The 24,015-nt window shown below is 69.3% G+C and carries 17 protein-coding genes; 11 read left to right on the plus strand and 6 right to left on the minus strand.

Going from position 1 to position 24,015, the window contains the following annotated elements; genetic code table 11:
- Positions 1 to 14: 14 nt before the first annotated feature.
- On the minus strand, positions 15 to 1,259 hold the full coding sequence (locus ABNX41_RS13195; RefSeq protein WP_438670190.1) for an RsmB/NOP family class I SAM-dependent RNA methyltransferase: 1,245 nt from the start codon (positions 1,257 to 1,259) through the stop codon (positions 15 to 17).
- 89 nt (positions 1,260 to 1,348) lie between these two features.
- Between ABNX41_RS13195 and ABNX41_RS13200 the strand changes: the two genes are divergently transcribed.
- Positions 1,349 to 1,525: a DUF1674 domain-containing protein gene (locus ABNX41_RS13200; RefSeq protein ID WP_438670191.1), complete on the plus strand. Its 177-nt coding sequence runs from the start codon at positions 1,349 to 1,351 to the stop codon at positions 1,523 to 1,525.
- A gap of 218 nt (positions 1,526 to 1,743) precedes the next feature.
- Here ABNX41_RS13200 and dapB read toward each other — a convergent pair whose 3' ends face one another.
- Positions 1,744 to 2,553: a 4-hydroxy-tetrahydrodipicolinate reductase gene (gene dapB, locus ABNX41_RS13205; RefSeq protein ID WP_438670192.1), complete on the minus strand. Its 810-nt coding sequence runs from the start codon at positions 2,551 to 2,553 to the stop codon at positions 1,744 to 1,746.
- 99 nt (positions 2,554 to 2,652) lie between these two features.
- On the opposite strand from dapB, the gene rbfA reads away from it, so the two are divergent.
- The 3 genes from rbfA to truB all read left to right on the plus strand — a co-directional run bounded on the left by rbfA (position 2,653) and on the right by truB (position 4,839).
- Positions 2,653 to 3,099 (plus strand): 30S ribosome-binding factor RbfA, encoded by a 447-nt coding sequence (gene rbfA / locus ABNX41_RS13210; protein ID WP_438670193.1) that lies wholly within the window; start codon positions 2,653 to 2,655, stop codon positions 3,097 to 3,099.
- A 97-nt stretch (positions 3,100 to 3,196) separates the two neighbouring features.
- Positions 3,197 to 3,919, plus strand: a complete 723-nt coding sequence (locus ABNX41_RS13215) for a phosphodiester glycosidase family protein (protein WP_438670208.1) — start codon at positions 3,197 to 3,199, stop codon at positions 3,917 to 3,919.
- 17 nt (positions 3,920 to 3,936) lie between these two features.
- Positions 3,937 to 4,839, plus strand: coding sequence for a tRNA pseudouridine(55) synthase TruB (gene truB, locus ABNX41_RS13220; protein WP_438670194.1), 903 nt, complete (start codon positions 3,937 to 3,939; stop codon positions 4,837 to 4,839).
- Between the two features lie 203 nt (positions 4,840 to 5,042).
- Here the strand turns inward: truB and ABNX41_RS13225 are convergent, their stop codons facing one another.
- A complete protein-coding gene (locus tag ABNX41_RS13225; protein WP_438670195.1) occupies positions 5,043 to 6,119 on the minus strand; it encodes a calcium-binding protein in 1,077 nt (358 codons plus the stop codon).
- 384 nt (positions 6,120 to 6,503) lie between these two features.
- Between ABNX41_RS13225 and rpsO the strand changes: the two genes are divergently transcribed.
- The gene (rpsO, locus tag ABNX41_RS13230; RefSeq protein ID WP_438670196.1) at positions 6,504 to 6,773 is read left to right on the plus strand and encodes a 30S ribosomal protein S15; all 270 of its coding nucleotides are present in this window, start codon (positions 6,504 to 6,506) and stop codon (positions 6,771 to 6,773) included.
- A 304-nt stretch (positions 6,774 to 7,077) separates the two neighbouring features.
- Positions 7,078 to 9,222, plus strand: coding sequence for a polyribonucleotide nucleotidyltransferase (gene pnp / locus ABNX41_RS13235; RefSeq protein ID WP_438670197.1), 2,145 nt, complete (start codon positions 7,078 to 7,080; stop codon positions 9,220 to 9,222).
- Positions 9,223 to 9,325: 103 nt separating this feature from the next.
- Here the strand turns inward: pnp and ABNX41_RS13240 are convergent, their stop codons facing one another.
- Positions 9,326 to 10,666 carry a Wzz/FepE/Etk N-terminal domain-containing protein gene (locus ABNX41_RS13240; RefSeq protein ID WP_438670198.1) on the minus strand — a complete coding sequence of 447 codons (1,341 nt, stop codon included), beginning with the start codon at positions 10,664 to 10,666 and terminating at the stop codon, positions 9,326 to 9,328.
- A gap of 13 nt (positions 10,667 to 10,679) precedes the next feature.
- Positions 10,680 to 11,579 (minus strand): CpsD/CapB family tyrosine-protein kinase, encoded by a 900-nt coding sequence (locus tag ABNX41_RS13245; RefSeq protein ID WP_438670199.1) that lies wholly within the window; start codon positions 11,577 to 11,579, stop codon positions 10,680 to 10,682.
- A 356-nt stretch (positions 11,580 to 11,935) separates the two neighbouring features.
- Between ABNX41_RS13245 and ABNX41_RS13250 the strand changes: the two genes are divergently transcribed.
- Complete coding sequence (locus ABNX41_RS13250; protein WP_438670200.1) at positions 11,936 to 12,934, plus strand: glycosyltransferase; 999 nt, start codon at positions 11,936 to 11,938, stop codon at positions 12,932 to 12,934.
- Here ABNX41_RS13250 and ABNX41_RS13255 read toward each other — a convergent pair whose 3' ends face one another.
- Entirely contained in the window at positions 12,935 to 13,705 is a 771-nt protein-coding gene (locus ABNX41_RS13255; RefSeq protein WP_438670201.1) for a WecB/TagA/CpsF family glycosyltransferase, read from the minus strand.
- 168 nt (positions 13,706 to 13,873) lie between these two features.
- Between ABNX41_RS13255 and ABNX41_RS13260 the strand changes: the two genes are divergently transcribed.
- The 4 genes from ABNX41_RS13260 to ABNX41_RS13275 all read left to right on the plus strand — a co-directional run.
- The gene (locus ABNX41_RS13260; protein WP_438670202.1) at positions 13,874 to 15,292 is read left to right on the plus strand and encodes a hypothetical protein; all 1,419 of its coding nucleotides are present in this window, start codon (positions 13,874 to 13,876) and stop codon (positions 15,290 to 15,292) included.
- Positions 15,293 to 15,643: 351 nt separating this feature from the next.
- Complete coding sequence (locus tag ABNX41_RS13265; protein ID WP_438670203.1) at positions 15,644 to 22,024, plus strand: type I polyketide synthase; 6,381 nt, start codon at positions 15,644 to 15,646, stop codon at positions 22,022 to 22,024.
- A 4-nt stretch (positions 22,025 to 22,028) separates the two neighbouring features.
- Positions 22,029 to 23,045: a glycosyltransferase family 2 protein gene (locus tag ABNX41_RS13270; protein WP_438670204.1), complete on the plus strand. Its 1,017-nt coding sequence runs from the start codon at positions 22,029 to 22,031 to the stop codon at positions 23,043 to 23,045.
- A partial coding sequence (locus tag ABNX41_RS13275; RefSeq protein WP_438670205.1) for a formyltransferase family protein occupies positions 23,042 to 24,015 on the plus strand: 974 nt, incomplete at its 3' end. The genes ABNX41_RS13270 and ABNX41_RS13275, both read left to right, overlap by 4 nt.

The raw sequence follows: 24,015 nt of genomic DNA on the forward strand, positions 1-24,015 counted from the left end.
TTCAGCCCATCTCTTCAGCCCGGCAGCCGCAGGCGGGCGCAGAAGAAACCGTCCATGCCGCCAAACTCGGGCCAAAGGTCGGGCCGCAGGCGCAGCCCGCCCGCCCCGGTCCACCATTCCGGCGCGACGCCCTCCAGCGATGCGGGTTCGGCGCGCAGCCCGGGATGGCGCGCCAGCGCGGCGTCCAACTGGGCCTCGCCCTCTTCGGGCAGCAGCGAGCAGGTGGCGAAGACCAGCCGCCCGCCCGGCCTCAGCCAGCCAAGCGCGCGGTCGATCAGCCGGGCCTGAAGATCCACGAGCAGGGCGATTTCCGACCCGTCCTTGACGAAGGGCAGGTCCGGGTGGCGCCGGATCGTGCCGCTGGCCGAACATGGCGCATCCAGAAGGATGGCGTCGAAAGGCGCGTCGGGTTGCCATTGCAGCGCATCGGCGGTGACCAGCCGCGCCGAAAGCCCGGTGCGAGAGAGGTTCGCGGCGATCCGCTGCATGCGCGGGCCGGAAATGTCCAGCGCGGTGACCTCGGCCCCGGCGGCGGCAAGCTGCATGGTCTTGCCGCCGGGCGCGGCGCAAAGGTCCAGCACCCTCTCCCCTTCCCGCGCGTCGAGCAGGCGGGCGGGAAGGGCGGCGGCCGCATCCTGCACCCACCATTCGCCGCTGTCATAGCCCGGCAGGGCGGTGACCTGTGCGCCGGGGCCAAGCCGCAGGCTGCCCGAGGGCAGGCGCCGGGCGCCGGGGATCGCGGCGGCGGCGCCCGGATCCCGAAGGGTCAGGTCGAGGGGCGGCAGACCGGCATGGCAGGTCTCGATCGCGGCGACCGCCTCGCGCCCCCAGGCATGGACCAGCGGCTGGCGCAGCCAGCGCGGCAGTTTCTGCACCGGCTGGGCGGAAAGCGCCTCGGGCGCGACCTTGCGCAGGATGGCATTGGCCAGCCCGGCCAGCGGCTTGCTCCGCCCGCCCCGGCGCACCAGCGTCACGGCCGCATTGACCGCGCCATGGGGGGCCGCGCCCAGGCCGATCTCGACCACGGCAAGCCGCAGGGCGTTCAGCACAGTCAGCGGCGGGGCCTTGCGCAGATGCGGCGCCAGCACGCGGTCGGCGGGCTCGATCCGGCGCAGGGTCTCTTCGGCCAGGCGGCGGGCGCGGGCGCGTTCGGCGGGGGGAAGGTCGGGCTCGGCGATCTCGGCCAGCATCCGGCCCTCGCCCAGAACCGCATCCAGCATCGCCACCGCCGCCGCCCGCGCCGCCACGCCTTCCGTCATCGAGATGATCCCCTGCCGAGCCCCCGGGGTTTGCACCCGTCGCCCCGGCCAGTATATGTTTGGGGCGAACGGCACAAGGAACCGCCCCGATGTCTGACGAAAAGCGCGAACTGCCGCCCGCCGCGCTGCGGGCGCTGGCCGAGGCCGAAGAGCGCCGCAAGGAGGCCGACCGCATCCTGCGCCCCAAGGAATACGGTGGCCGCGAGGGGCCCGAGCCGGTGCGCTATGGCGATTGGGAGAAGAAGGGCCTCGCCATAGACTTCTGAGGGCGGGTTCGCCTGAGCGGGTGGTCGTCGACTGGCCGCGAGCCGTCGCCGCGCGGGTGTGCGTCCCTCATGGGGCCAAGGCGCGCCGATTTGCGGCCGGATCGGCAAGAATCGCCACCATCGCGCGGGCGATGTCGTCGCAAGGGCCCCGCCCAAGGGCCCCGTCATCGCGCAGCCCCCGGACCCTTGCTGGCCCGGAACCCCGTTCCCGCCAAGGGTCAAAGCCCCAGCACATCCATCATGTCGTATTCGCCGGGCTTGCGGCCCTGGCCCCATAGCGCCGCCCGCAATGCGCCGCGCGCAAAGATCGCGCGGTCGGTGGCCAGATGGCGCAGGACGACGCGCTCGCCCTCGGTGGCGAAGATCACGTCATGCTCGCCCACCACATCGCCGCCCCGGATCGAGGAGAAGCCGATGCTGCCGCGCGCCCGCGCGCCGGTGATGCCGTCGCGCCCCGCGACCTTCGCCTGCGCCAGATCGGCGCCGCGCCCCTCGGCGGCGGCCTCGCCCAGCATCAGCGCCGTGCCCGAGGGCGCGTCGACCTTCATGCGGTGATGCGATTCGACGATTTCGATGTCCCAATCCTCGTCCAGCGCGGCGGCGATCTTCTGCGTCATCCGTACCAGAAGGTTGACGCCCAGACTCATGTTCCCGGCCCGGACCACCACGGCATGGCGGGCGGCGGTGGCGATCCGCGCCAGATCGGCCTCTTCCAGCCCCGTCGTGCCGATGACATGGACCGCGCGGGCCTGGGCGGCGAGGGCGGCGAATTCCACCGTGGCGGCGGGGGCGGTGAAGTCGATCACGGCCTGGGCCTGCGAGATCGCCTCGACCGGATCGTCGGTCACCCGCGCGCCGAAGGGGGCGCCGCCCAGGGCCTCGCCCAGATCGCGGCCGATCCAGTCGTGGCCCTCGCGCTCGACCGCCGCCACCAGCCGCGCCTTGCCGCTTTCCACCACGGTCCGCGCCAGCATCCGCCCCATCCGGCCCGATGCGCCCGTGATCACGATTCCCGGCAAGTCGCCCATGGCTTTCCCCCTGTTGCTGCCGGACGGGGTTTAGCGCCGCTTCGCCGGTGACGAAAGCCCGCCGTTGCGGGAGGCGCGATTTGCGCTTAGATCGGGGCCATGGCCAAACGCATCCAATCCGGTCAGGGCCCGTCGCAACGACAGTTGCGGGTGGGCGAACTGATCCGCCGCACCCTTTCCGACGTTCTGAACCGGGCCGAGATCCACGACCCGGAGCTGAACGCCATGCCGATCACCGTGGGCGAGGTCTCGTGCTCGCCCGACCTCAAGGTGGCGACGGTCTATGTCATGCCGCTCTTGGGCACCGCCCCGGTGGATGAGGCGATCAAGCTGCTGGCCCGCCACAAGGGCGAGCTGCGTCACCGCATCGCGCATGAGCTGACGCTGAAATACGCCCCCGACCTGCGCTTTCGTCCCGACGAGACCTATGACCGGCTGGACGAGACGCGGCGGCTGTTCGCGGATCCGAAGGTCCAGCGCGACATCGCCGGGGACGACAGCCCCGAGGATGGGGCCCCGGATGACGAGGCGGGCCGCGATGACTGAGCGTCGGGGCGCCTTCCGCCGCCCCCGGCGGGGGCTGGACCGGATCCTTCGCCTGCCCCTTGCCCGGTTGATCCCGCGCGGCCTTGTTCCGGCCTTGATGCTGGCGCTGCTCGCGCCGGGCGGGGCCGGGGCCTCGACCTGCCGGATCGAGACCTTCGAGCAGACGCCCTTCACCCTGTGCGAGGTTTCGACCTCGGAGGATCTGCGGCTTTTCCTGCGAGATCCCGGCGATGGCGCCGTCCTGGGCAGCTTCCGCGCCGTGGACGAGATGCTGGCGGCCGAGGCGCCGGGCCTGCAACTGACCTTCGCGATGAATGCGGGCATGTATCATGCCGACCGCAGCCCGGTGGGGCTGTTCGTGACCGAGGGCCTTGAAGAGGCCGCGCTTGTCACCCGTGAGGGGCCCGGCAATTTCGGCCTGCTGCCCAATGGCGTCTTCTGCTGGGGCGAGGGGCGCTTTCGCGTGATCGAAAGCCGCAGCTTCCAGGCCGGAGCCCCGGATTGCCGCTTTGCCACCCAGTCCGGCCCAATGCTGGTGATCGACGGGGCGCTGCACCCGCGCTTCCTGCCCGACAGCCCCTCGGCCTATATCCGCAACGGCGTGGGCGTCCCGGCGGGCGAGGATCGGGCGATCTTCGCCATCAGCGACCGGCCGGTGAATTTCCACCGCTTCGCCCGTTTCTTCCGCGACCATTTGGGGCTTTCGAACGCGCTGTATTTCGATGGCAACATCTCGCGCCTTTACGCGCCCTCTCTGGGACGGCATGACGGCGGTTTCCCGATGGGGCCGATTCTGGGCACCGTCGGGCCGAAGGGCTGACAGACCGGAAGGGACGGATGGCGAGAACGCGCAAGGGGCGCCCGGTGCATGGCTGGGTGATCGTGGACAAGCCCGCGGGCCTGGGCTCCACCGATGTGGTGAACAAGGTGAAATGGGCGTTCCAGGCCCAGAAGGCGGGCCATGCCGGCACGCTGGACCCGGATGCGACCGGGGTTCTGGCCGTGGCGCTTGGCGAGGCAACGAAATGCGTCCCCGTCATCGCCGATGCGCTGAAATGCTACCGTTTCCGCGTCGCCTTCGGCGCGGCGACCGCCAGCGACGACGCCTCGGGCGCGGTGATCGCGCGCTCGGACCGCCGCCCGGAGGATGCCGGGATCGAGGCGGCGCTGGCCGGGTTCCGGGGCATGATCGAACAGATGCCGCCCCAGGTCTCGGCCGTGAAGGTCGAGGGCGAGCGCGCCTACGACCTCGCGCGCGAGGGGATCGAGATGGACCTTGCCCCCCGGCCGCTGTGGGTGGAGAGGCTGGAACTTCTGGCCCGCCCCGATGCCGATCACGCCGATTTCGAGATGGTCTGCGGCAAGGGCGGCTATGTGCGCGCCATCGCCCGCGACCTGGGGCAGGTGCTGGGCTGCCTTGGCCATGTCGCCTGGCTGCGGCGCGAATGGTCGGGGCCGTTCCGGGCCGGGGGCGCGGTCACCATGGCGCGGATCGAGGAACTGGCCCGCAGCGAAGAGATCGACAGCCTGCTGGCGCCCCTGGAACTGGGGCTTGAAGGCCTGCCCGAATTGCGCGCCACGCCCGAGGGCGCGGTGCGGATCCGCAACGGCAATCCCGGCCAGGTGTTGGGCCATATCGGTTATGGCGACGAGGGCTGGGCGAGTTTCGAGGGTCGCGCCATCGCCCTTGGCCGGTATATGGGCGGCGAATTCCACCCGGGCCGCGTCTTCAACCGATAGGCCCGGCGCCTTCGATCTTGCGCTGCCCAAGGCATGTGGGATCGCCTTCGGGACGGATCGACACCGCGCGCCCGGGGGTAAGGCCCCAGCCGCGCGCTTACTTTGCCCGCATCCCGCCGATCACCCCCGCCCGCGCGCGCGGTCAGGCGGCGGCAATCGGGGGACGATGCATCGCTCAAGCAGCCCCCCGCCCGCCCGCGCGGTCAGGCGGCAAGCAGCCGGATCGCGGCCAGATCGACCGCCGCATTGACCCGGGCGATCTCGGTGCCGTCGAGAAGGATGCGGATCCCGCCGGTTTCATCCGCGTCGCTCAGCGTCAGTTGCGGATCGGCATGGGCGGCGGGATCGTAGACCACGACGATCTCGTCCTCGGCGGGGTCGTAATCGGCGATGGTGGCAAAGCCGCCCTCGGCCAGCCAGCGCGACAGGATGAAACTGTCCCGCCCCTCGCCCCCTGTGGCATGGTCGCCCGCGCCGAGCCAGAGCGTGTCATCCCCTTCGCCGCCGTTCAGGAAATCGGGGGCGCCGTCGTCGGTGCCGTCGGGCAGGATGCCGAAAAGCAGGTCATTCCCCGCGCCGCCGTCCAGCGTGTCGCGCCCCTCTCCCCCGAACAGGCTGTCGTCGCCATGGCCGCCCGCGAGCCAGTCGTCGCCCCGGCCGCCGTCGAGCCGGTCATCGCCCATGCCGCCAAGCAGCGTGTCGTCGCCCGCGCCGCCGAAGAGGTGGTCGTCGCCGCCATGCCCGGCAAGATGGTCATCCCCCTCGCCGCCGAACAGCGTATCCGCGCCGTCCTGGCCGTGCAGGATGTCGTTGCCCGCGCCGCCGTCGACAAGGTCGTCGCCCGCCCCGGCCCAGATCAGATCCTCGCCCGCGCCGCCGTAGAGGCTGTCGTCGCCGCCCCCGGCGTCGATCTGGTCGTTGCCCTCTCCGGCCTCGATCAGGTCGGCGGCGTCGGTTCCGGTGATCAGGTCGTCCCGGGGCGATCCGACCAGATGGAGCGGGGTTCCGGCGACCAGGTCGCCGGTGGTGGCCTGGCCGGAAATGTCGTCCCCCGATCCGGGAAGGGTGGAACCCGCCAGCGCGGATCCGCCGGGGGCGGCGGGATCCGAAGGCGCCGTCGCGGCATCGTCCAGAAGGTCGCCGGGCGATCCGGCGGTGGCCGCGCCCATATCGGAATCGGAGGTGTCGTCCTCCTCTGCGCCATTCTCGCCCGGGCCGAGCACGGATTCGACCAGAACCCCGGCCAGGACCGCCCCCAGCACGCCAAAGACCGCCAGCATGTTTTCGACCCCGCTTCCAACCCCGTAAAGCCGCCGCACCCCGCAGCGTTAACCAATATTTCCTTCAAGACACTGATAGTGATAGGAAAATCATCCATATTGATAGCACGAATCGGGGGGTGGGAAAAAGCATCCTCGGCCGCGGTGCGCGGGTTATCATGGTTAACCCGGTTATCATGCCTAACGAAGTGCCCGGCCCTGCCGTCCCGCGACCTGGCCTCGGCACTTCGGGCTTCCCTTGGGCCGGGATTGCCTCTATATGCGCGCATCCCCGACGGGAATCCGCCCCGCCCGCGAGGTGGCGGACCCCCGGGGATACCAAAGGGCCTTGCTGGACGACATCCCGGCTTGCGCCGTCCATTGCCAACCCGAAAGGAGCTTTCGATGTCGATCACGGTCGAAGAGAAGAACCGCCTCATCAAGGAATATGCGACCAAGGAAGGCGACACCGGCTCGCCCGAAGTCCAGGTCGCCATCCTGTCGTCGCGCATCGCGACGCTGACCGAGCATTTCAAGACCCACAAGAAGGACAACCACTCGCGCCGTGGCCTTCTGATGCAGGTCGCGCAACGCCGCAAACTGCTCGACTATCTCAAGAAGATCGACGAAGCCCGCTACCAGTCGCTGATCCAGCGCCTCGGCCTGCGCCGCTGAACCGACCGGACAGGGGCCTCCATACAGGGGGCCACGGAACGCCCGCGCCGCAAGGTGCGGGCGTTTTCCGTTGCGGAAAAGGGGCGGCCCGCCCGCCAGGGTCGGCTGGCAAAGGCGGCCGCACGAAGGGCGCGCGGTGAACTCCTCGCTTTCCAAGGCGCGGTTTTTCCTGTATGGCCCCGGCCCATCTGAGACGTGACGCCCCCGGCCCCGGGCACATGCGCAGGATTGGGGCGGCGGCAATGGGGCCGCCAGACAACGCGAGACCCGTCAGGGGACGGGAGGGCTCGCAAGAGGATGCTGAATGTTCAACGTTACCAAGAAATCGATCCAGTGGGGCAATGAGACGCTGACCCTGGAAACCGGCAAGGTTGCCCGTCAGGCCGACGGCTCGGTCATCGCCACCCTGGGCGAGACCCAGGTCATGGCCAATGTGACCTTCGCCAAGGCGGCCAAGGAAGGGCAGGATTTCTTCCCGCTCACCGTGCATTATCAGGAAAAATACTATGCCGCCGGCAAGATCCCGGGCGGCTTCTTCAAGCGCGAGGCCCGGCCCTCGGAAAAGGAAACCCTGGTTTCGCGCCTGATCGACCGTCCTTGCCGCCCGCTGTTCGTGCCGGGCTTCAAGAACGAGGTTCTGGTCATGGCGACCGTGCTGTCGTGCGACCTGACCAATGATCCCGACATCGTGGCGATGATCGCGGCCAGCGCCGCGCTGACCCTGTCGGGCGTTCCGTTCATGGGCCCCATCGGGGCGGCGCGCGTCGGCTTTACCGGCGGCGAATATGTGCTGAACCCGGCCATGGACGACATGCACCAGCTTCGCAACAACCCCGACCAGCGGCTGGATCTGGTCATCGCCGGCACCAAGGACGCCGTGATGATGGTCGAATCCGAGGCCTATGAGCTGACCGAGGACGAAATGCTGGGCGCGGTCAAGTTCGGCCATGCCGCGATGCAGCCGGTGATCGACCTGATCATCGACCTGGCCGAAGAGGCCGCCAAAGAGCCCTTCGACTTCACCCCCCCCGATTACGCGGATCTCTACACCCGCGTCGCGGCGGCGGGCGAGGCGCAGATGCGCGCCGCTTTCGCTCTGAAGGACAAGCAGGAACGCACCAACGCCATTTCGGCCGCCGTCACCGCCATCAAGGGCGTGCTGTCGGAAGAGGATCTGGCGGACAAGAACCTCGGCTCGGCCATCAAGAAGCTGGAATCGGGCATCCTGCGCGGGGACATCATCAACGGTGGCGCCCGGATCGACGGCCGCGACAACAAGACCGTGCGCCCGATCGTGGCGGAAACCGGCGTCCTGCCGCGCACCCATGGCTCGGCGCTGTTCACCCGGGGTGAGACCCAGGGCCTGGTGGTCACCACCCTCGGCACCGGCGAGGACGAGCAGATCATCGACGCGCTGAACGGCAATTCGCGCTCGAACTTCCTGCTGCACTACAACTTCCCGCCCTATTCGGTCGGCGAGGTTGGCCGCGTGGGCTCGCCCGGCCGTCGTGAGATCGGCCATGGCAAGCTGGCCTGGCGCGCGCTGCAGGCGGTGCTGCCCGCCGCGACCGACTTCCCCTACACGATCCGCATCGTGTCCGAGATCACCGAATCGAACGGCTCGTCCTCGATGGCTTCGGTCTGCGGTGGGTCGCTGTCGATGATGGACGCGGGCGTGCCGCTGAAGGCGCCGGTCGCGGGCGTGGCCATGGGCCTGATCCTGGAAGAGGATGGCCGCTGGGCCGTTCTGACCGACATCCTGGGCGACGAGGATCACCTCGGCGACATGGACTTCAAGGTCGCGGGGACCGAGGCCGGGATCACCACCATGCAGATGGACATCAAGGTCGCGGGCATCACCCCCGAGATCATGAGCCAGGCGCTGGCCCAGGCCCGCGACGGCCGTCTGCACATCCTTGGCGAGATGAACAAGGCGCTGGCCGCCCCGCAGGGCTTCAGCGAATACGCGCCGAAGATCGAGACGATGCAGATCCCGACCGACAAGATCCGCGAAGTGATCGGCTCGGGCGGCAAGGTCATCCGCGAGATCGTCGAGGTCTCGGGCGCCAAGGTCGACATCAACGACGACGGCATCATCAAGATCGCCTCGAACGATGCGGCGGCGATCAAGAAGGCCTATGACCTGATCTGGTCCATCGTGGCCGAGCCCGAAGAGGGCCAGATCTACACCGGCAAGGTGGTGAAGCTGGTCGATTTCGGCGCTTTCGTGAACTTCTTCGGCAAGCGCGACGGGCTGGTCCATGTCAGCCAGATCGCCAACAAGCGCCTGACCCATCCCAACGAGCTTCTGAAGGAAGGTCAGGAGGTGAAGGTCAAGCTTCTGGGCTTCGACGACCGCGGCAAGGTTCGCCTTGGCATGAAGATGGTCGATCAGGAGACCGGCGCCGAGATCCAGCCCGAGAAGAAAGAGGAACCGGCCGAGGGCTGATCCCTTCCCGGATGAAAGACGAAGGCCCCGCAGGTGACTGCGGGGCCTTTCCTTTTGCGGCTCAGGCGATGGCGTTCGGTGTTGGGTCCGGGCCCCGAGGCCCTTAGACCATCGCCATCGCGGCGCCGGTCAGCAGCACGACGACCAGCGCGGCCCCGATCAGCACCGGGCGGGGCAGTTCCAGCGCCCTGTCGCGCAGCGTCGCCGCGCCTTGCAGCACCGGATGGCGGCGGCGGGCGACGCCCGCGAAGTCGATCTCGGGGATGGCGATCACCGGGCGCAGGCCCAGTTGCCGCTCCATCTGCGCCGAGGTCCGCACGACCGGGCGCATCAGATCCAGCGCGAAGGCCAGGCCAAGCGCCACCAGGAACGCGGCCACCGACCCGGCGGCGAACAGTTTCCTGCCATTGGTGCCGACCGGATATTCCGGCGTGACGGCGCGGTCCAGCAGGGCGAACCGCTCACCCTGCTGGCGCTCGGCCAGCCGCAGGGCGGTCTCGGCCTCGATCAGGCGGGCGCTGGTCGCGCCGAGGCTGGCCTGAAGCAGTTCAAGCTCACGCTCCATCCCGGCAAGGCCGCGCTCGACCTCGGGCAGGCGGGAGATGGCCGCGAGCAGCGCATCGCGGCGGCTGTTCAGGGCGGATTTCTGTCCCGCCATCACCGCGATCTGGTTCTCAAGCTCTTGCAAGCGGCGGCGTTCGGTCTCGCGCAGGTCGCTGCGGGCGACAAGCTGGCGCTGCTCTTCCATCAGCGCGACCAGCGACTGGTCCAGCGCGCGCAGATCGGAGTCGATCCCCACCAACTCGCTGCGATGGAGGTCCGAGGAGGTCGGCATCGAATCGGCATTGGCGTTCTTGTAGGCGGCGATGTCACCTTCCAGCGCGGCGATTTCGGCGGCCAGGCGGGTCTGGTCCTCAAGGTAGAAGGCGCGGGTCTCGCGGGCCCGCTCGATCTGGCCGCTGGACGACAGGTCGAGAATGCTCTGCGCCAGGTCGTTGGCGATCCGCGCCGCGCCACCGGCGGTGCCATCGGCGGCGCTGATGATGATGGCCGAGATCTGCGCGCCTTGGCCATAGGCGGCGGGTGTGCTGGATTCGATGGCATGGAAGAAGATGGACGCGCGCAGGAGGCTGATCTTCTGCTCGTCCGAAAGGCCGGGCAGGTCGGTGTAAAGCCCGTGCCGCGCGATCATGCCCAGAAGCGCCTCGCGGGTGGTCAGGCGTTGCTGGATGCCCTCCAGCACCTTGGCCGATCCCATGACCGCGCCATCGGCGCCGACCTGCGCGCCCTGGACCTGGATCGCGGCCGAGGCCTCGAACCTGTCGGGCCGGGTCTTGGCGTAGATGGCCGAGCAGACCACGCCGATCACGGTGACCAGCGCGATCAGCCAGCGCCGCCGCCACAGGAAGTTGAGAAGATCCTCGATATTCTGAATCTGACCCATCGGACCCCGCTCCTCAGCCTCGCCGCCCGGGGAACAGCCGCGCCGCGCCATGGCGCGCGGGCTTGCGGTCCTGCGCGCGGTTCAGAACCACGCCCAGAAGCGGAAGCCGCCCCTCGAACAGGCGCTCGCATTCGGTGATCTCTTCGGGCGAGGTCCGGGTGCCGTCGGTGACCAGAAGCACGGCATCCATCTGGCCTGACAGCGCGATCACCTCGTCCGAGGTCAGCGTGGGCGCCACGTCGCAGATCACCACATCGGGCTCCAGCATCTCGCGCAGCGCGGTCATCGCCTCGGCGAAGGCGGGGTCGTGCAGGGCCTCGGCGGCAAGCGGCACCGGCGCACCGTTCAGGCCAAGCACCAGATTGCGCCCCAGGCGGCGGAACTGCGATTCCAGCGGCTGCTCGCCCATCAGGAATTCCAGAAGCGGCGCGGCATCGCGCTGGTCGAACAGATGCGCCAGCCCGGGGGCGCGCAGATCAAGGTCCAGCAGCACCGTGCGGCACGAGGGAAGCCGCCCCATCGACAGCGCCAGATTGGCCGCGACGAAGGATTTCCCGCAGCCCGGCCCGGGCGAGGTGACCGCAAGCCGGGTCCAGCCCTGCTTTGCCATGCCCTGCAGCACCCGGCTGCGCAGGATGTCGAAGCTTTTCGCCGCGGGGTGCTGTTCGGCATTGGTAAACAGACCGTTTCGGGTCAGCCGATAGGGATCGGGCGCGATTTCGTTCAGCGATTCCCAGATCCGCGCCGGGTTCGGCGTGGCGAAGGAGGCGTCGTTCAGGAAGATCTCGCGCCCGGTGCGCTGGTCCAGCATCACCGTCTCGGGCGGCAGAACCTGGCCGCGCCGGAACACCGAGACATGGTTGCCGCGGCGCGATTGGCCGGGGGAACGACTGTCCTGATCTTCGCCAGACATCAGAAAAAAACCTTTATCTGGTTCGTTTGCGCCGAATGGACCCAGGATTTCGTGTTTGCTCATGTCGCCACGGGCCCTTGCTGCAACGGCAGCCTTTCGGCTGCGAACGGATTCAGAACACCCGCCTTGCAGCGGAGCATGCCGGAACGCCATTCGCGCCCGTCCGTCGGACCGGCCATCGGCGCGGTCGCTCAGGATCGTTCCGGGCCCCCGCCCAGATCCCATCCGATAACAGAAGTCGGGCGGAAAAGGAAGCCTGCCGCATAAGTTGCACGCCGCTGTCCGCCCCGTCCCCGGCGCCTGTCGCGGGCCGCGTGGGGGTTGGAGCGGCGGGGGCCAGGGCCTATGGTCGGGTCATGGATGATCCCCGCCCGCCCAGCCATTCGCCTGTCGTCGATGCCGTCGTGATCGGGCGCAACGAGGGCGCGCGGCTGCTCGCCTGCCTGGCCGCGCTGCAAGGCCAGGTCCGGCATGTGGTCTATGTCGACAGCGGTTCGACCGACGGGTCGGTCGCGGCGGCCGCGGCGGCGGGGGCCGAGGTGGTGCGGCTTGACATGTCGCGGCCCTTCACGGCGGCGCGGGCACGCAATGCCGGGCTGGCGGAGGTGGCGCGGCGGCAGCCCCGGGCAGAGTTCGTCCAACTCCTCGACGGCGATTGCGAAATGCGCAGCGGCTGGGTGGCTCGGGGGCTGGAGGCCTTTGCCGAAGATCCCGGCGTCGTGGTGGTCTGCGGCCGACGGCGCGAGCGTCATCCCGAGGTCTCGGTCTGGAACCGGCTGTGCGACCGCGAATGGGACACCCCTGCGGGCGAGGCGCTGGCCTGTGGCGGCGATGCGCTGATGCGGCTCGGGCCGGTGCTGGCCGTGGGAGGCTATCGCGAGGAACTGATCGCGGGCGAGGAGCCCGAGCTTTGCCAGCGCCTGCGCCGGGCGGGCGGGCGGATTCTGCGGATCGAGGCCGAGATGACCTGGCACGACGCCGCGATGACGCGGTTCGGGCAATGGTGGCGCCGCAGCCGCCGCGCGGGCCATGCCTTTGCCGAAGGCGCGGCGCTGCATGGCGTGGGCCCCGACCGCCATTGGGTAGCCGAGACCCGGCGGGCGCTGATCTGGGGGCTTGGCGTTCCGCTTCTGGCGCTTCTGGCCGGGCTGCTGCATCCGGCGGGTTTCCTGATCCTCGGTCTCTGGCCCGCGCAGATCCTGCGGCTCTGGCTGCGCTGGCGGGAGGAGGGGCGGGCGGGGCTGGAGGCGGCGGTCTTCACCCTTCTGGGCAAGCTGCCAGAGGCGCTTGGCGTTATGGAATACCATCTGGGGCGGCTCGGCGGGCGCAGGCGCGGGCTGATCGAATACAAGTGATCAACCGGCCGGTCGCGGCGGATCGCGGCGCTGGCGCAGGGCCTCGGCCACAAGGCCGGGAAGAGCCGCGAAACAGGCGATATAGCGCGGCACCAGTCGGCGGGGCGCAGAAAACGCCCGCCACAGCCATTCCATGGCGATGGCGCGGATCCAGGCGGGCGCGCGGTCCTGGTGGCCCGAGATGAATTCCACCCCCGCGCCGACCGAGGCGAAGCCCGCCTGCGGTGCGATCTTGCGGCCAAGCGCGGCGAGGCGTTCCTGCTTGGGCGCGCCAAGCGCCACCAGGCAAAGCCCGGGGCCGAGCGTCGCGATCCGCTCCAGCGCGGCGTGGGCCTCGTCGCCCTCGGGGTCGAACCCCATCGGCGGCGCGATCAGAAGCCCGGCGCGAAAGCCGGGAATGCGGTCGGCAAGGCGGCGTGCGGCCGCGTCCAGCGCCTCTTGCGTCGCCCCCAGCATCGAGACCGCAAGCCCGGCCCGCGCGGCGGCGCGGCACAGCGGCTCCACCAGGTCGGAGCCGGGGATCAGTTCGACCGGCCGACCCGAGATCCGCGACAGCCAGACCACGGGATTACCATCCGCCACGACCATGTCCTGCGCGGCATAGGCGCGGAGGAAGGCCGGGTCCCGGCCGAGCTTGACGATATGGTCGAGGTTGATGGTCGCCAGGGCAAAGCCGGTGCCCGAGGAGAAGCGCCGCGCGATCTCGGACAGCAGGCCCGCGCGGTCGGCATGGGTCACCGCGATCCGGGTGTCGTCGAACTGAAAGATCACGAGGATACTCCACACTGGACCGTCGGCCGGGGTCCGACGCTTATACCGCCGGGGGGCGGCGATGCGCATGCCCATTTGCGAACAGATTGTTTCCGCAGGCCAAGATTTGTCCCGCGCCGCGAAAACGTGATAGTATCGCCCGGTTATCGACAGGAATGGCAGCCCCCCGTGATCACCCCGAACCCGATCGCCTATGCGGTTTTGCTGCTTTGGCCCTATGTGGTCTGGCGGCTTTACCGCGACCTGGATGCGGGACGGGCGCTGATCTGGACCGTGGTCGGATCCTATCTGATCCTGCCGCCGCTGACGGTTCTGGACCTGCCGCTTTTCCCGGACATGCACAAGGACACGCTGCCCGTGCTTGCGGCTTTCGTGGTCTCGGTCCTGATCCTGCGCCAACGGATGCCGGGCCTGCCTCAAAGCTGGCTGGGGCGGCTGCTGATGGGCCTGTTCATTCTGGCGCCCTTCGTGACGGTGGTGAGCAATCCTGATCCGGTCCACTTCGTCTTTGCCCCGGCCATCCCCGGGATGCGGATCTACGACAGCCTGGCCACGGTTGCGACGCAGCTTCTTTACGCGCTGCCGCTGTTTCTGGCGCGGCGCGACCTGGCCACGCCCGAGGCGATGCGCGAGCTTCTGAAGGTCCTGGTGGTGACCGGCCTGATATATTCGGTGCCGATGCTGCTGGAATCCAGGCTGTCGCCCCAGCTCAACAACTGGGTCTACGGCTATATGCAGCACGATTTCACCCAGACGATCCGGTTCGGAGGCTATCGCCCGATGGTCTTCACGCCGCATGGGCTTTGGCTGGCGTTCTTCGCGCTGCTGTGCCTCATGGCTTCGGCGGTCTTCCTGCGCGAGGGCCCGGCCGTGGCCCGGCCGAAGCAGCTTGTCATCCTGCTGTGGCTGGCGCTGATCCTTTATATCTGCAAAAGCTTCGGGCCGGCCGCCTATGCCATGGCCGCGCTTCCGCTGATCCTTCTGATGCCGCCGCGCGTCAATCTTCTGGTCGCGGGCGTGCTTTCCCTGATCGTGATCAGCTATCCGCTGCTGCGCGGCCTGCATCTGGTGCCGATCTACGAGATCCTCGACTTCGCGCGGGGGCTGAACGCCGAGCGGGCCTGGTCGCTGGAATACCGGCTGATCAACGAAGAGATCCTGCTGTCGCGCGCGGCCGAAAAACCATGGTTCGGCTGGGGCGGCTATGGGCGCAACTTCGTCCATGATTCCTTTACCGGACAGGTTCTGACGGTGGCGGACGGCCATTGGGTCATCCGTATCGGCCAGTTCGGCTGGCTGGGCTATCTGGCCGAGTTCGGGATGCTTTGCCTGCCGCTCTGGCTTATGGCGCGCGAGGCTTTGTCGCGGCGCGCCGAGATCGACCCGGTGGTGGGGGCGCTGGCGCTGATGCTGGCGTTCAACCTCGTCGACCTGCTGCCCAATGCGACCATCGTGCCGCTGACATGGCTGATGGCGGGGGCGCTTCTGGGCCAGGCGGAGCTTCTGGCCGCGCGCAGGCGGCAGGCCGCGCATGACAGATGGTTCGCGCGCGTCGGTCCCGCGACCCCGGGCCGGACGGTGATATGATCGCGCGCCCGCAGGCGGAGGTCGGCGCTTCCCGCGGGTGATCGGCGCCGGGTCCCGAAGGGGTGGCCCCTTGCGCTCGGCGCGTGCGATCCCCACCCTTCTTGCCGGGGGCGGGATCGGTCCTATTGTTTACCTTAACGCACGATTACGCCCGGCAGGCGGCATCGGATCCAGGGTCCCGGCGATCCGCCTGCCATGATCCGGCGGGGAATGCGTCGGCTTTGTGGTCAAAGCAGGGCATTGTCTCGCATCCATGCACGATCCCCGGACGGGCTTTGCATGGCTGTCGCAAAGGCCGGTTTTGCGCTAGGATTACAGCCGCTTGCCCAAGGGGCGGGGAGAGGTTGCAGTATGAGTTCTGACGACAGTGAAAGGCTGGAAGACACCGATATCGCGGTGGTCGGCATGGCGGCGCATCTGCCCGGCGCGGCGGATATCCAAGCCTATTGGGCCAATCTTGCCGCGGGAGTCGAGTCGATCCGCCACCTGACCGAGGCCGAATTGCGTGCCGCCGGGGAAAGCCCCGCACGGATGGCGCGCCCGAATTACGTCCCCGCCGCCGCCGTCCTGGACGGGTTCGAGGCCTTCGACGCCGATTTCTTCGGCTTTTCCCCGAAAGAGGCCGCGATCCTCGACCCGCAGCACCGCCAGTTCATGGAGGTGGCCTGGGAGGCGCTGGAGAATGCAGGCCACCCGCCCGAGCATTTCAAGGGCGCCATCGGCGTCTATGCCGGTTGCGGCATGGGGTCCTATTTCTATTTCAACCTTTGCTCGAACCGCGATCTGGTCGAACAGACCGGCATGTTCCTGCTGCGCCACACCGGCAACGACAAGGATTTCCTCTCGACAAGGGTCAGCCATCTGCTGGACCTTCGTGGACCGTCGGTGAATGTGCAGACGGCCTGTTCGACCAGCCTGGTCGCCGTGCATTACGCCGCGCAGGCGCTGCTCTCGGGCGAATGCGACATGGCGCTGGCGGGGGGCGTCACCATCGAGCTGCCGCAAAAGCGCGGCTATCTGTTCCATGAGGGCGAGATCCTTTCGCCCGACGGCCATTGCCATGCCTTCGACCACCGCGGGCAGGGCACGGTCTTCGGCTCGGGCGCGGGCTGCGTGGCGCTGCGCCGCGCCAAGGATGCGGTCCGCGACGGCGATCACATCTGGGCGATCATAAAGGGCTCGGCCATCAACAACGACGGTGCGGCCAAGGCGGGCTATCTGGCGCCCTCGGTCGACGGGCAGGCCGCATGCATCGCCGAGGCGCAGATGATCGCGGGCGTCTCGGCGGACAGCGTGACCTATGTCGAATGCCACGGCACCGGCACCTATCTGGGCGACCCGATCGAGGTCGCCGCCCTGACCGAGGCCTTCCGCGAAACCACCGATGCCGTCGGCCATTGCCGCATCGGCAGCGTCAAGACCAATATCGGCCATCTCGACACCGCAGCCGGGGTGGCGAGCCTGATCAAGGTCGCGCTCTCGCTGCATCACCGCCAATTGCCGCCCAGCCTGGGCTACGAGGCGCCCAATCCGGCGATCGATTTCGAGACCTCGCCCTTCCGCGTCAACGACCGGCTGACCGAATGGCAGGCGCCGGTCCTGCGCGCGGGCGTCAACAGCCTGGGCGTCGGCGGCACCAATGCCCATGCCGTCCTGCAGGAGGCGCCCCCCCGTCCGGCCGCCGAGCCCAGCGACTGGCCGTTTCAGCCGCTGGTCCTTTCGGCCCGGAGCCGGGCGGCGCTGGACCAGCAGGCCGCGCGGCTGGCGGCGCATCTGCGCGCCCATCCTGAACAGCCCCTGGCCGATGTGGCCTTCACGCTGAAAGAGGGCCGCCGCGCCTTCGAGAAGCGCCGGGTGATCGTGGCCGAAAGCCATGAAGAGGCCGCCCGCCTGCTGGAGGGCGCCGACCCGCGCCGGGTCTTCAACCACGACCTTCTGGGTCTGAACCCCGAGGTGGTCTTCATGTTCCCCGGCGGCGGCGCGCAATATGCGGGCATGGCGCGCGACCTTTACGAGACCGAGCCGGTCTTCGCCGACTGGATGGATCGCGGGCTGTCGGTATTGGCGCCGCGGCTCGACTACGATCTGCGCGCGCTGTGGTTGCCGTCCGAACCCGCGCGGGTGGCGGCGGACGAGGCGCTCAAACGCCCCTCGGTGCAACTGCCGCTGATCATGATCACCGAATTCGCGTTGGCCAGGCTTTACGAAAGCTGGGGCGTGCGGCCCGCCGCGCTGGTTGGCCATTCCATGGGCGAGAATACCGCCGCCGCGCTGGCGGGGGTGATGTCCTTCGAGGATTGCATCGGGCTGGTGCATCTGCGCGGGCGGCTCTTCGACAGGATTCCGGCCGGGGGAATGCTGTCGGTCCCGCTGTCCGAGGCGGATCTGCGGCCCTGGCTGAGCGGGGATCTCGACCTTGCTTCGGTGAATGCGCCGGGGCTTTGCGTGGTCTCGGGCCCCGATGCCGATCTGACGGCCCTGGCCGAAGGGCTGCTGGCCGAGGGGATCGAGACCCGCCGCGTCGCCATCGACATCGCCGCCCACAGCCGGATGCTTGAGCCGATCCTCGCGGAATTCGGCGACTACCTGCGCGGGATCGTGCTGAAGCCGCCGGTCCTGCCGGTGATCTCGAACCGCAGCGGCAAGCCCCTGACCGGGGCCGAGGCCACCGATCCGGGCTATTGGCTGGGCCATCTGCGCAATACGGTGAATTTCCGGGCCTGCATGGAGGAGCTGACCGCCGTCCCCGGCCGGGTCTATCTGGAGATGGGGCCGGGCCGGGCGCTGTCCTCGCTCGCGCAGGCCAATGGCGTGGCGCAGGGCCAGGTGATCGCGGCCTTGCGCCATCCCGAGCAGCGGATCGGTGATGACGCCTGGCATGTTGGAACGATCGTTCGGCTATGGGCCTGCGGCGTGGCGGTGGACTGGGCGCCGATCTGGGGCGGTGCGCGGCGCCAGCGGGTGCCGCTGCCGGGCTATGCCTTCCAGCGCAAGCCCTATTTCATCGAGCCGGGCCGCTCCGACGCGCCCGAGGAACCCGCGCTGACCCGGATCGAGGATGTCGCGCAATGGGGCTGGAAGCCGCATTGGACGCCCGAGCCCGCCGGGTTCGACATCGCCGATCTGGCCGGGGCTGCGCCGGAAACCTGGCTGGTCCTTGCCGATGCGACCGGGCTCACGGCCTCGGTCGCGGCGCGGCTCGGGGCGGCGGGGCACCGCGTCGTCACCCTGCGGGCGGGCGATGCTTTCTCCCGCGACGGCGAGGCGGGCTATGTCCTTGCCCCCGAACGCGGGCGCGAGGGCTATGACCTGCTGCTGCGCGATCTGGTGGCGCGCGATCTGGCGCCCACCCGCATCCTGCACGGCTGGCTGGTAACCGGCGATCCGAAGCAGGGCGGCGAGCGCTTCCGCCCCGGATCGAGCTTCCTTCACCGCAATCTGGAACAGGGCTTCTGGTCGCTGCTGTTCCTGTTGCAGGCGATCGAGGGCGAAAGCCTGCCGCGTCCGCTCAAGCTGACGGTCCTGACCTCGGGCGCGGCCCAGGTCCGGGACGAGCCTCTGGCCTATCCCGAAAAGGCGATGGTGATGGGCCCGGTGCGAGTCGGCGCCCGGGAATTGCCGGGGGTGACGCTTTCCGCGCTGGACCTGGTGCCGGGCACGGCCGATCTGGCGGATTTCGTGCTGGAAGAGGCCATGGCCGAGGGTGGCGCGGTCGCGGCCCTGCGCGGCGCGCGGCGCTATGGCGCGGGGGTGCGCAAGGTCGCGCTGACCGGTGAAGGGATCGAGATGCCGCAGGGCGCCCATGTGCTGATCACGGGCGGATTCGGCGGTATCGGCCTGACCATCGCCGAGGAACTGATCCGGCGCCATGGCGTGCGCATCACCCTGATCGCGCGTTCGAAACTGCCGCCTCGCGACATGTGGCGGGCCTGGCTCACGCGCCACGACCCCTCAGACGGGGTGTCGCGCCGGATCCTTGCGCTGCAACGGCTTGAGGCGCTTGGCGGCGAGGTGCATGTCGCCCAGGCCGATGTCGCCAACCTGTTCGAGATGGAGGCCGCGCGCGACGCGGGCGTGGTGCGGTTCGGCCCTGTCCATGCGGTGATCCATGCGGCGGGGGTGGTGGCCGATGGCCCGCTGCTGGCCAAGTCGCCCGCCGAGGCCGAAGAGGTCTTCGCGCCGAAGCTGCATGGAACCCAGGTTCTGGAGCGGCTGTTCCCCGACGGATCCATCGCGCTGCTGGTGCTGTTTTCCTCGACCTCGACGCTGACCGGGCCTGCGGGCCAGGTCGATTACGTCGCGGCGAACGAATACATGAACGCCTATTCGAAATACCGCGCGGGCGGGCGGACCCGGGTCGTCGCGCTGGACTGGGGCATCTGGCAGGGCGTCGGCATGGCGGCCGAAAGCCTTGCCGACCGGCTGGGCCGACCGCAGGCGCCGCGTCTGCCGGTCTCGCGCCCGATGCTGGATGAGGCGAGCTTCGATCCGCAGGGCAACCGGGTGTTTCTGGCCCGCTACGGCCATGACCGCTGGGTGCTGGACGGCCACCGTACCCACGACGGGCGGGCGCTGATCCCCGGCACCGGCTATCTGGAGCTTGCGGCCGAGGCCTGGGCCGAACAGGGCGAAAGCGGTGGGTTCGAATTGCGCGACCTGACCTTCCTTGCCGCGCTGGAGGTGGCCGAGGGCGAAAGCCGTCCCCTTCGCATCCGGCTGAGCCGCAGCGACGAAGGCTATGGGTTCGAGGTCCAGTCCGAGGTCAGCCAGGGCGGCCGTCCGGGCTGGCTGACCCATGCCACAGCGCGCCTGCTGCCCCTGGCCATCCCGGCGCCGCGGATCGACCCCGCCGCCATCGCCGCGCGCCTGCCGCTTCCGCAACTGGGCGAGGGGCTCGCCAGCCCGCAGGAGGCGTATCTGGCATTCGGTCCGCGCTGGCGGGTGCTGACCAGCCGGACGATCGCGGGGGACGAGGGGCTGGCGCATCTGGCCCTGCCTCCAGCTTTCGCGGAAGAGGTGGACCAGGGCTGGCTGATGCATCCGGCGCTGATGGATCTGGCGACCGGCTGGGCGATGGACTTGATCCACGATTATCGCCCCGACCACCTCTGGGTGCCGGTCTCTTATGCCGCGATGCAGGTGTTCCGCCCGATTCCGGCGCGGATCGTCAGCCATATCCGCAATGCTGCCGCCAATGACGCCGCCCGCCCGACGGCGGTCTTCGACGTGACGCTGGCCACGCCCGGGGGTGAGGTCTGCGCCGAGATCCGGGGCTTCACCATCCGCAGGCTCGACGGCGGGCTGAGCTTCGCCCCGCCCGATCCTCGCACGTTGGAACGCGAAGAGGGTGCGCAGAAGCCGCTTTCCCCCGCGGAAGAGCGGCTGGTCGCGGCCTTCCGCCAGGGCATCCGCCCCGAGGAAGGCGCGCAGGCCTTCGGCCGGGCGCTCGCGCTCGGTCTGCCGCAGGTGATCGTCTCCTCGCTCGACCTGCCGGGGCTGATCCGGCAGACGGCCGAGGTGGCCGGGGCCGCGCGCGCCGAGGGGCAAGCCTTCGAGCGTCCCGATCTCGACACCGAATATCTGGGCCCCCGGAACGACATCGAGCGCACGCTGGTCGGTTTCTGGCAAGACCTGCTGGGCGTGGCCCGGGTGGGGGTCGAGGACAGTTTCTTCGACCTGGGCGGCCACAGCCTGATCGCGGTGCGGCTGTTTGCCATGGTCAAGAAGGCGTTCCGGGTGGAATTCCCGATCTCGGTCCTGTTCGAGGCGCCGACCATCGCCGCCTGCGCCGCGCTGATCGAGGCGCAGATCGGGCCCGCCGCCGATACTGGGGCCGAGACCTCGGGCCAGGCCGCCGCCCCCCGCGTGGCGCGCCGCTTCACCCATCTGGTGCCGATGCATCAGGGCGAGGGCGGGCCGAAAACGCCCTTCTTCCTTGTCGCCGGCATGTTCGGAAACGTGCTGAACCTGCGCCATCTGGCGCAGCTTCTGGGGGCGGACCGGCCCTTCTACGGGCTACAGGCGCGCGGGCTTTACGGCGACGACAAGCCGCATGACAATTTCCCCGAGGCCGCGCGCGACTATATCGCCGAACTGCGCCAGGTGCAGCCGCGGGGGCCCTATCTGGTCGGCGGCTTTTCGGGCGGCGGGCTGATCGCCTGGGAGATGGCGCGCCAGTTGGAGGCCGCGGGCGAGACGGTCTCGCTCCTGACGCTTCTGGACACGCCGCTGCCGATGCGGCCGCTGCTGAAGCGGCGGGACAAGGCGCTGATCAAGCTGGCGGAATTGCGCAGGAAAGGGCCGTCCTATCTGGTCGAATGGGCGCGGAACCGTTGGGCCTGGCAAAGGCGCGGGCGGGGGGACGCCGGGCTCCGGCCCGAGGCGGCGGGCTTCCAGGGCGCCGCGATCGAGGCCGCCTTCCGGGCCGCGCTTCCCGGCTATGACCTGCCCCGGCGAGATGGCGCGACGCTGCTGATCCGCCCGCCGCTTGACCTGCATTGGAAGGTCTCGGGCGGGCTGTGGGTCAGCAGCGGTCGGGAATATGTCTTCGAGGACAACCAGTTGCGCCAGTTCGCCCCCGCGCTTGAGGTGATCGAGGTGCCCGGCGACCACGATTCCATGGTGCTGGAGCCGAATGTGCGGGTGATGGCGACCCGGCTGAAGGCCGCGCTGGCGGCGGTCGAGACCGGGCCCGGGGCCGAGGTGATCTCGCTCGTGACGGCGGCGGAGTAGGCCCATGGCGACGCTTCTCACCGTCATCCTGAACTGGCGCACACCCGAGATGACCCTGCGCTCGGCCGAGGCGGCGCTGCGGGCGATGGCGGGGATCCCGGGCGCGATCACCATCGTCGACAACGATTCCGGCGACGGCTCTTTCGAGCGGATCTCCTCCGAACTGGCGGCACGCGGATGGGATCGCGGCGCCGTGCCGGTGCGCGTCCTGCAATCGGGCCGCAACGGCGGGTTCGGCGCGGGCAACAACCATGGCATCCGCGCGGGCCTGCCGGGGGGGGCGCGTCCCGATTACGTCTATCTGCTGAATTCCGACGCCTTTCCCGCGCCCGGTGCGATCCGCGCCCTGCTGGACCATCTGGAGCGCCACCCCGGCACCGGCTTTGCCGGAAGTTTCATCCAGGGCGAGGATGGCGCGCCGCATCGGACCGCCTTCCGCTTCCCCTCGATCCCCGGCGAGTTCGAGGGCCATATCCGCTTCGGCCCGGTCTCGCGGCTGCTGCATCGCCATGTCGTCGCCCGGCCGATCCCGCAGGCGACCATGCGGGTCGACTGGCTGGCGGGCGCCAGCCTGATGATGCGGCAGGATGTGCTGGACCGCATCGGCCTCTTCGACGAGACCTTCTTTCTCTATTTCGAGGAAACCGATCTTTGCCGCCGTGCGGCCCGGGCGGGCTGGCCCACCGATTATGTGCTGGAAAGCCGGGTGACCCATATCGGTTCGGTCTCGACCGGGATGAAGACATGGCGGCGTATCCCGGGCTTCTGGCTGGATTCGCGGCTGCATTACTTCTCGAAGAACCATGGCCGGGCCTATGCGCTTGCCGCCACGCTGGCGGCGGCGGCGGGCGGAGCTTTGTGGCGGCTGCGGCTTTTGGTGCAGAAGCGCGAGCGCGGCGATCCCCCGCGCTTTCTTCGCGACATGCTGGCGCATCATTTCCGCCATGGTTTCCGGATTTCAGGGGAACGCGCAAACACCCCCAGACAGCCCGCATTGGCGGGGCAAGGACGTGAGTCATGAGTTTTACGGCACTTCTCATCGGCGATGAGACCCTGACCAGCCAATGCGGCGAGATCGTCATGGCGCGTGGCCACCGGATCGCGGCACTGGTCACCCGCTCGGCCGAGCTGCGCAAATGGGGCGCGGCGCGCGGCCTGACGGTGCTGGAGCCCGGCGCGGCGCTGCCCGAGGCGGAGTGGCTTTTGTCGATCGCCAACCTGCATCTGCTGAAGCCCGAGGTGCTGGCGCGGGCCCGCAACGGCGCGGTGAATTTCCACGACGGCCCCCTGCCCGAGCGCGCGGGCCTGAACGCCCCGGTCTGGGCGCTGCTGGAGGGCGCGGCACGGCACGGCATCACCTGGCATCTGATCGAGGGCGGCGTCGACGAAGGCCGCATCCTGGAAGAGCGCCGCTTCGACATCGCGCCGGGGGAGACGGCGCTTACCCTCAACACCCGCTGTTTCGAGGCGGGGCTGGAGAGTTTTCCCGCCGTGGTGGCGCAGTTGGAAACCGGGATCAGGCCGCGCGCGCAAGGGGGGGCGCCGCATCGCATGCATCTGCGCGCCGACCGGCCCGCCGCCTTCGGCCGGATCGACTTCTCGCGCCCGGCGGAAGAGGTCGAGCGGCTGGTGCGCGCGCTGGATCATGGCCGCTACTGGAACCCGCTGACCACCGCGAAGATCGACACCGGAAGCCGCGTCCTGAACGTGGGCCAGGCCGAGGCGGTGCCGGGCTCGGGCGCGCCGGGTCGGGTCCTGTCGGCCACGCCGGAAGGTCTGGTGGTGGCCTGCGGCAGCGGCGCGGTGCGGCTTGAGCGGCTGAGCTGCCAGGAAAAGGGCCTGCCGGTTCGGCCCGAAAGCGTGACCACGCCCGCGCTCGCCCCGCTTGAGGCGGGGGCGGCGCTGACCGCCGCGCTGGCGGCGCTGGCGCCGCGCGAACCGGCCCTGCGCCGCGCGCTGGCGGGGCTTTCGCCGCTTGCCTTGTCGGGGCT

This window comes from Pseudogemmobacter sonorensis, assembly GCF_042762395.1.
Classification (GTDB): domain Bacteria; phylum Pseudomonadota; class Alphaproteobacteria; order Rhodobacterales; family Rhodobacteraceae; genus Pseudogemmobacter; species Pseudogemmobacter sonorensis.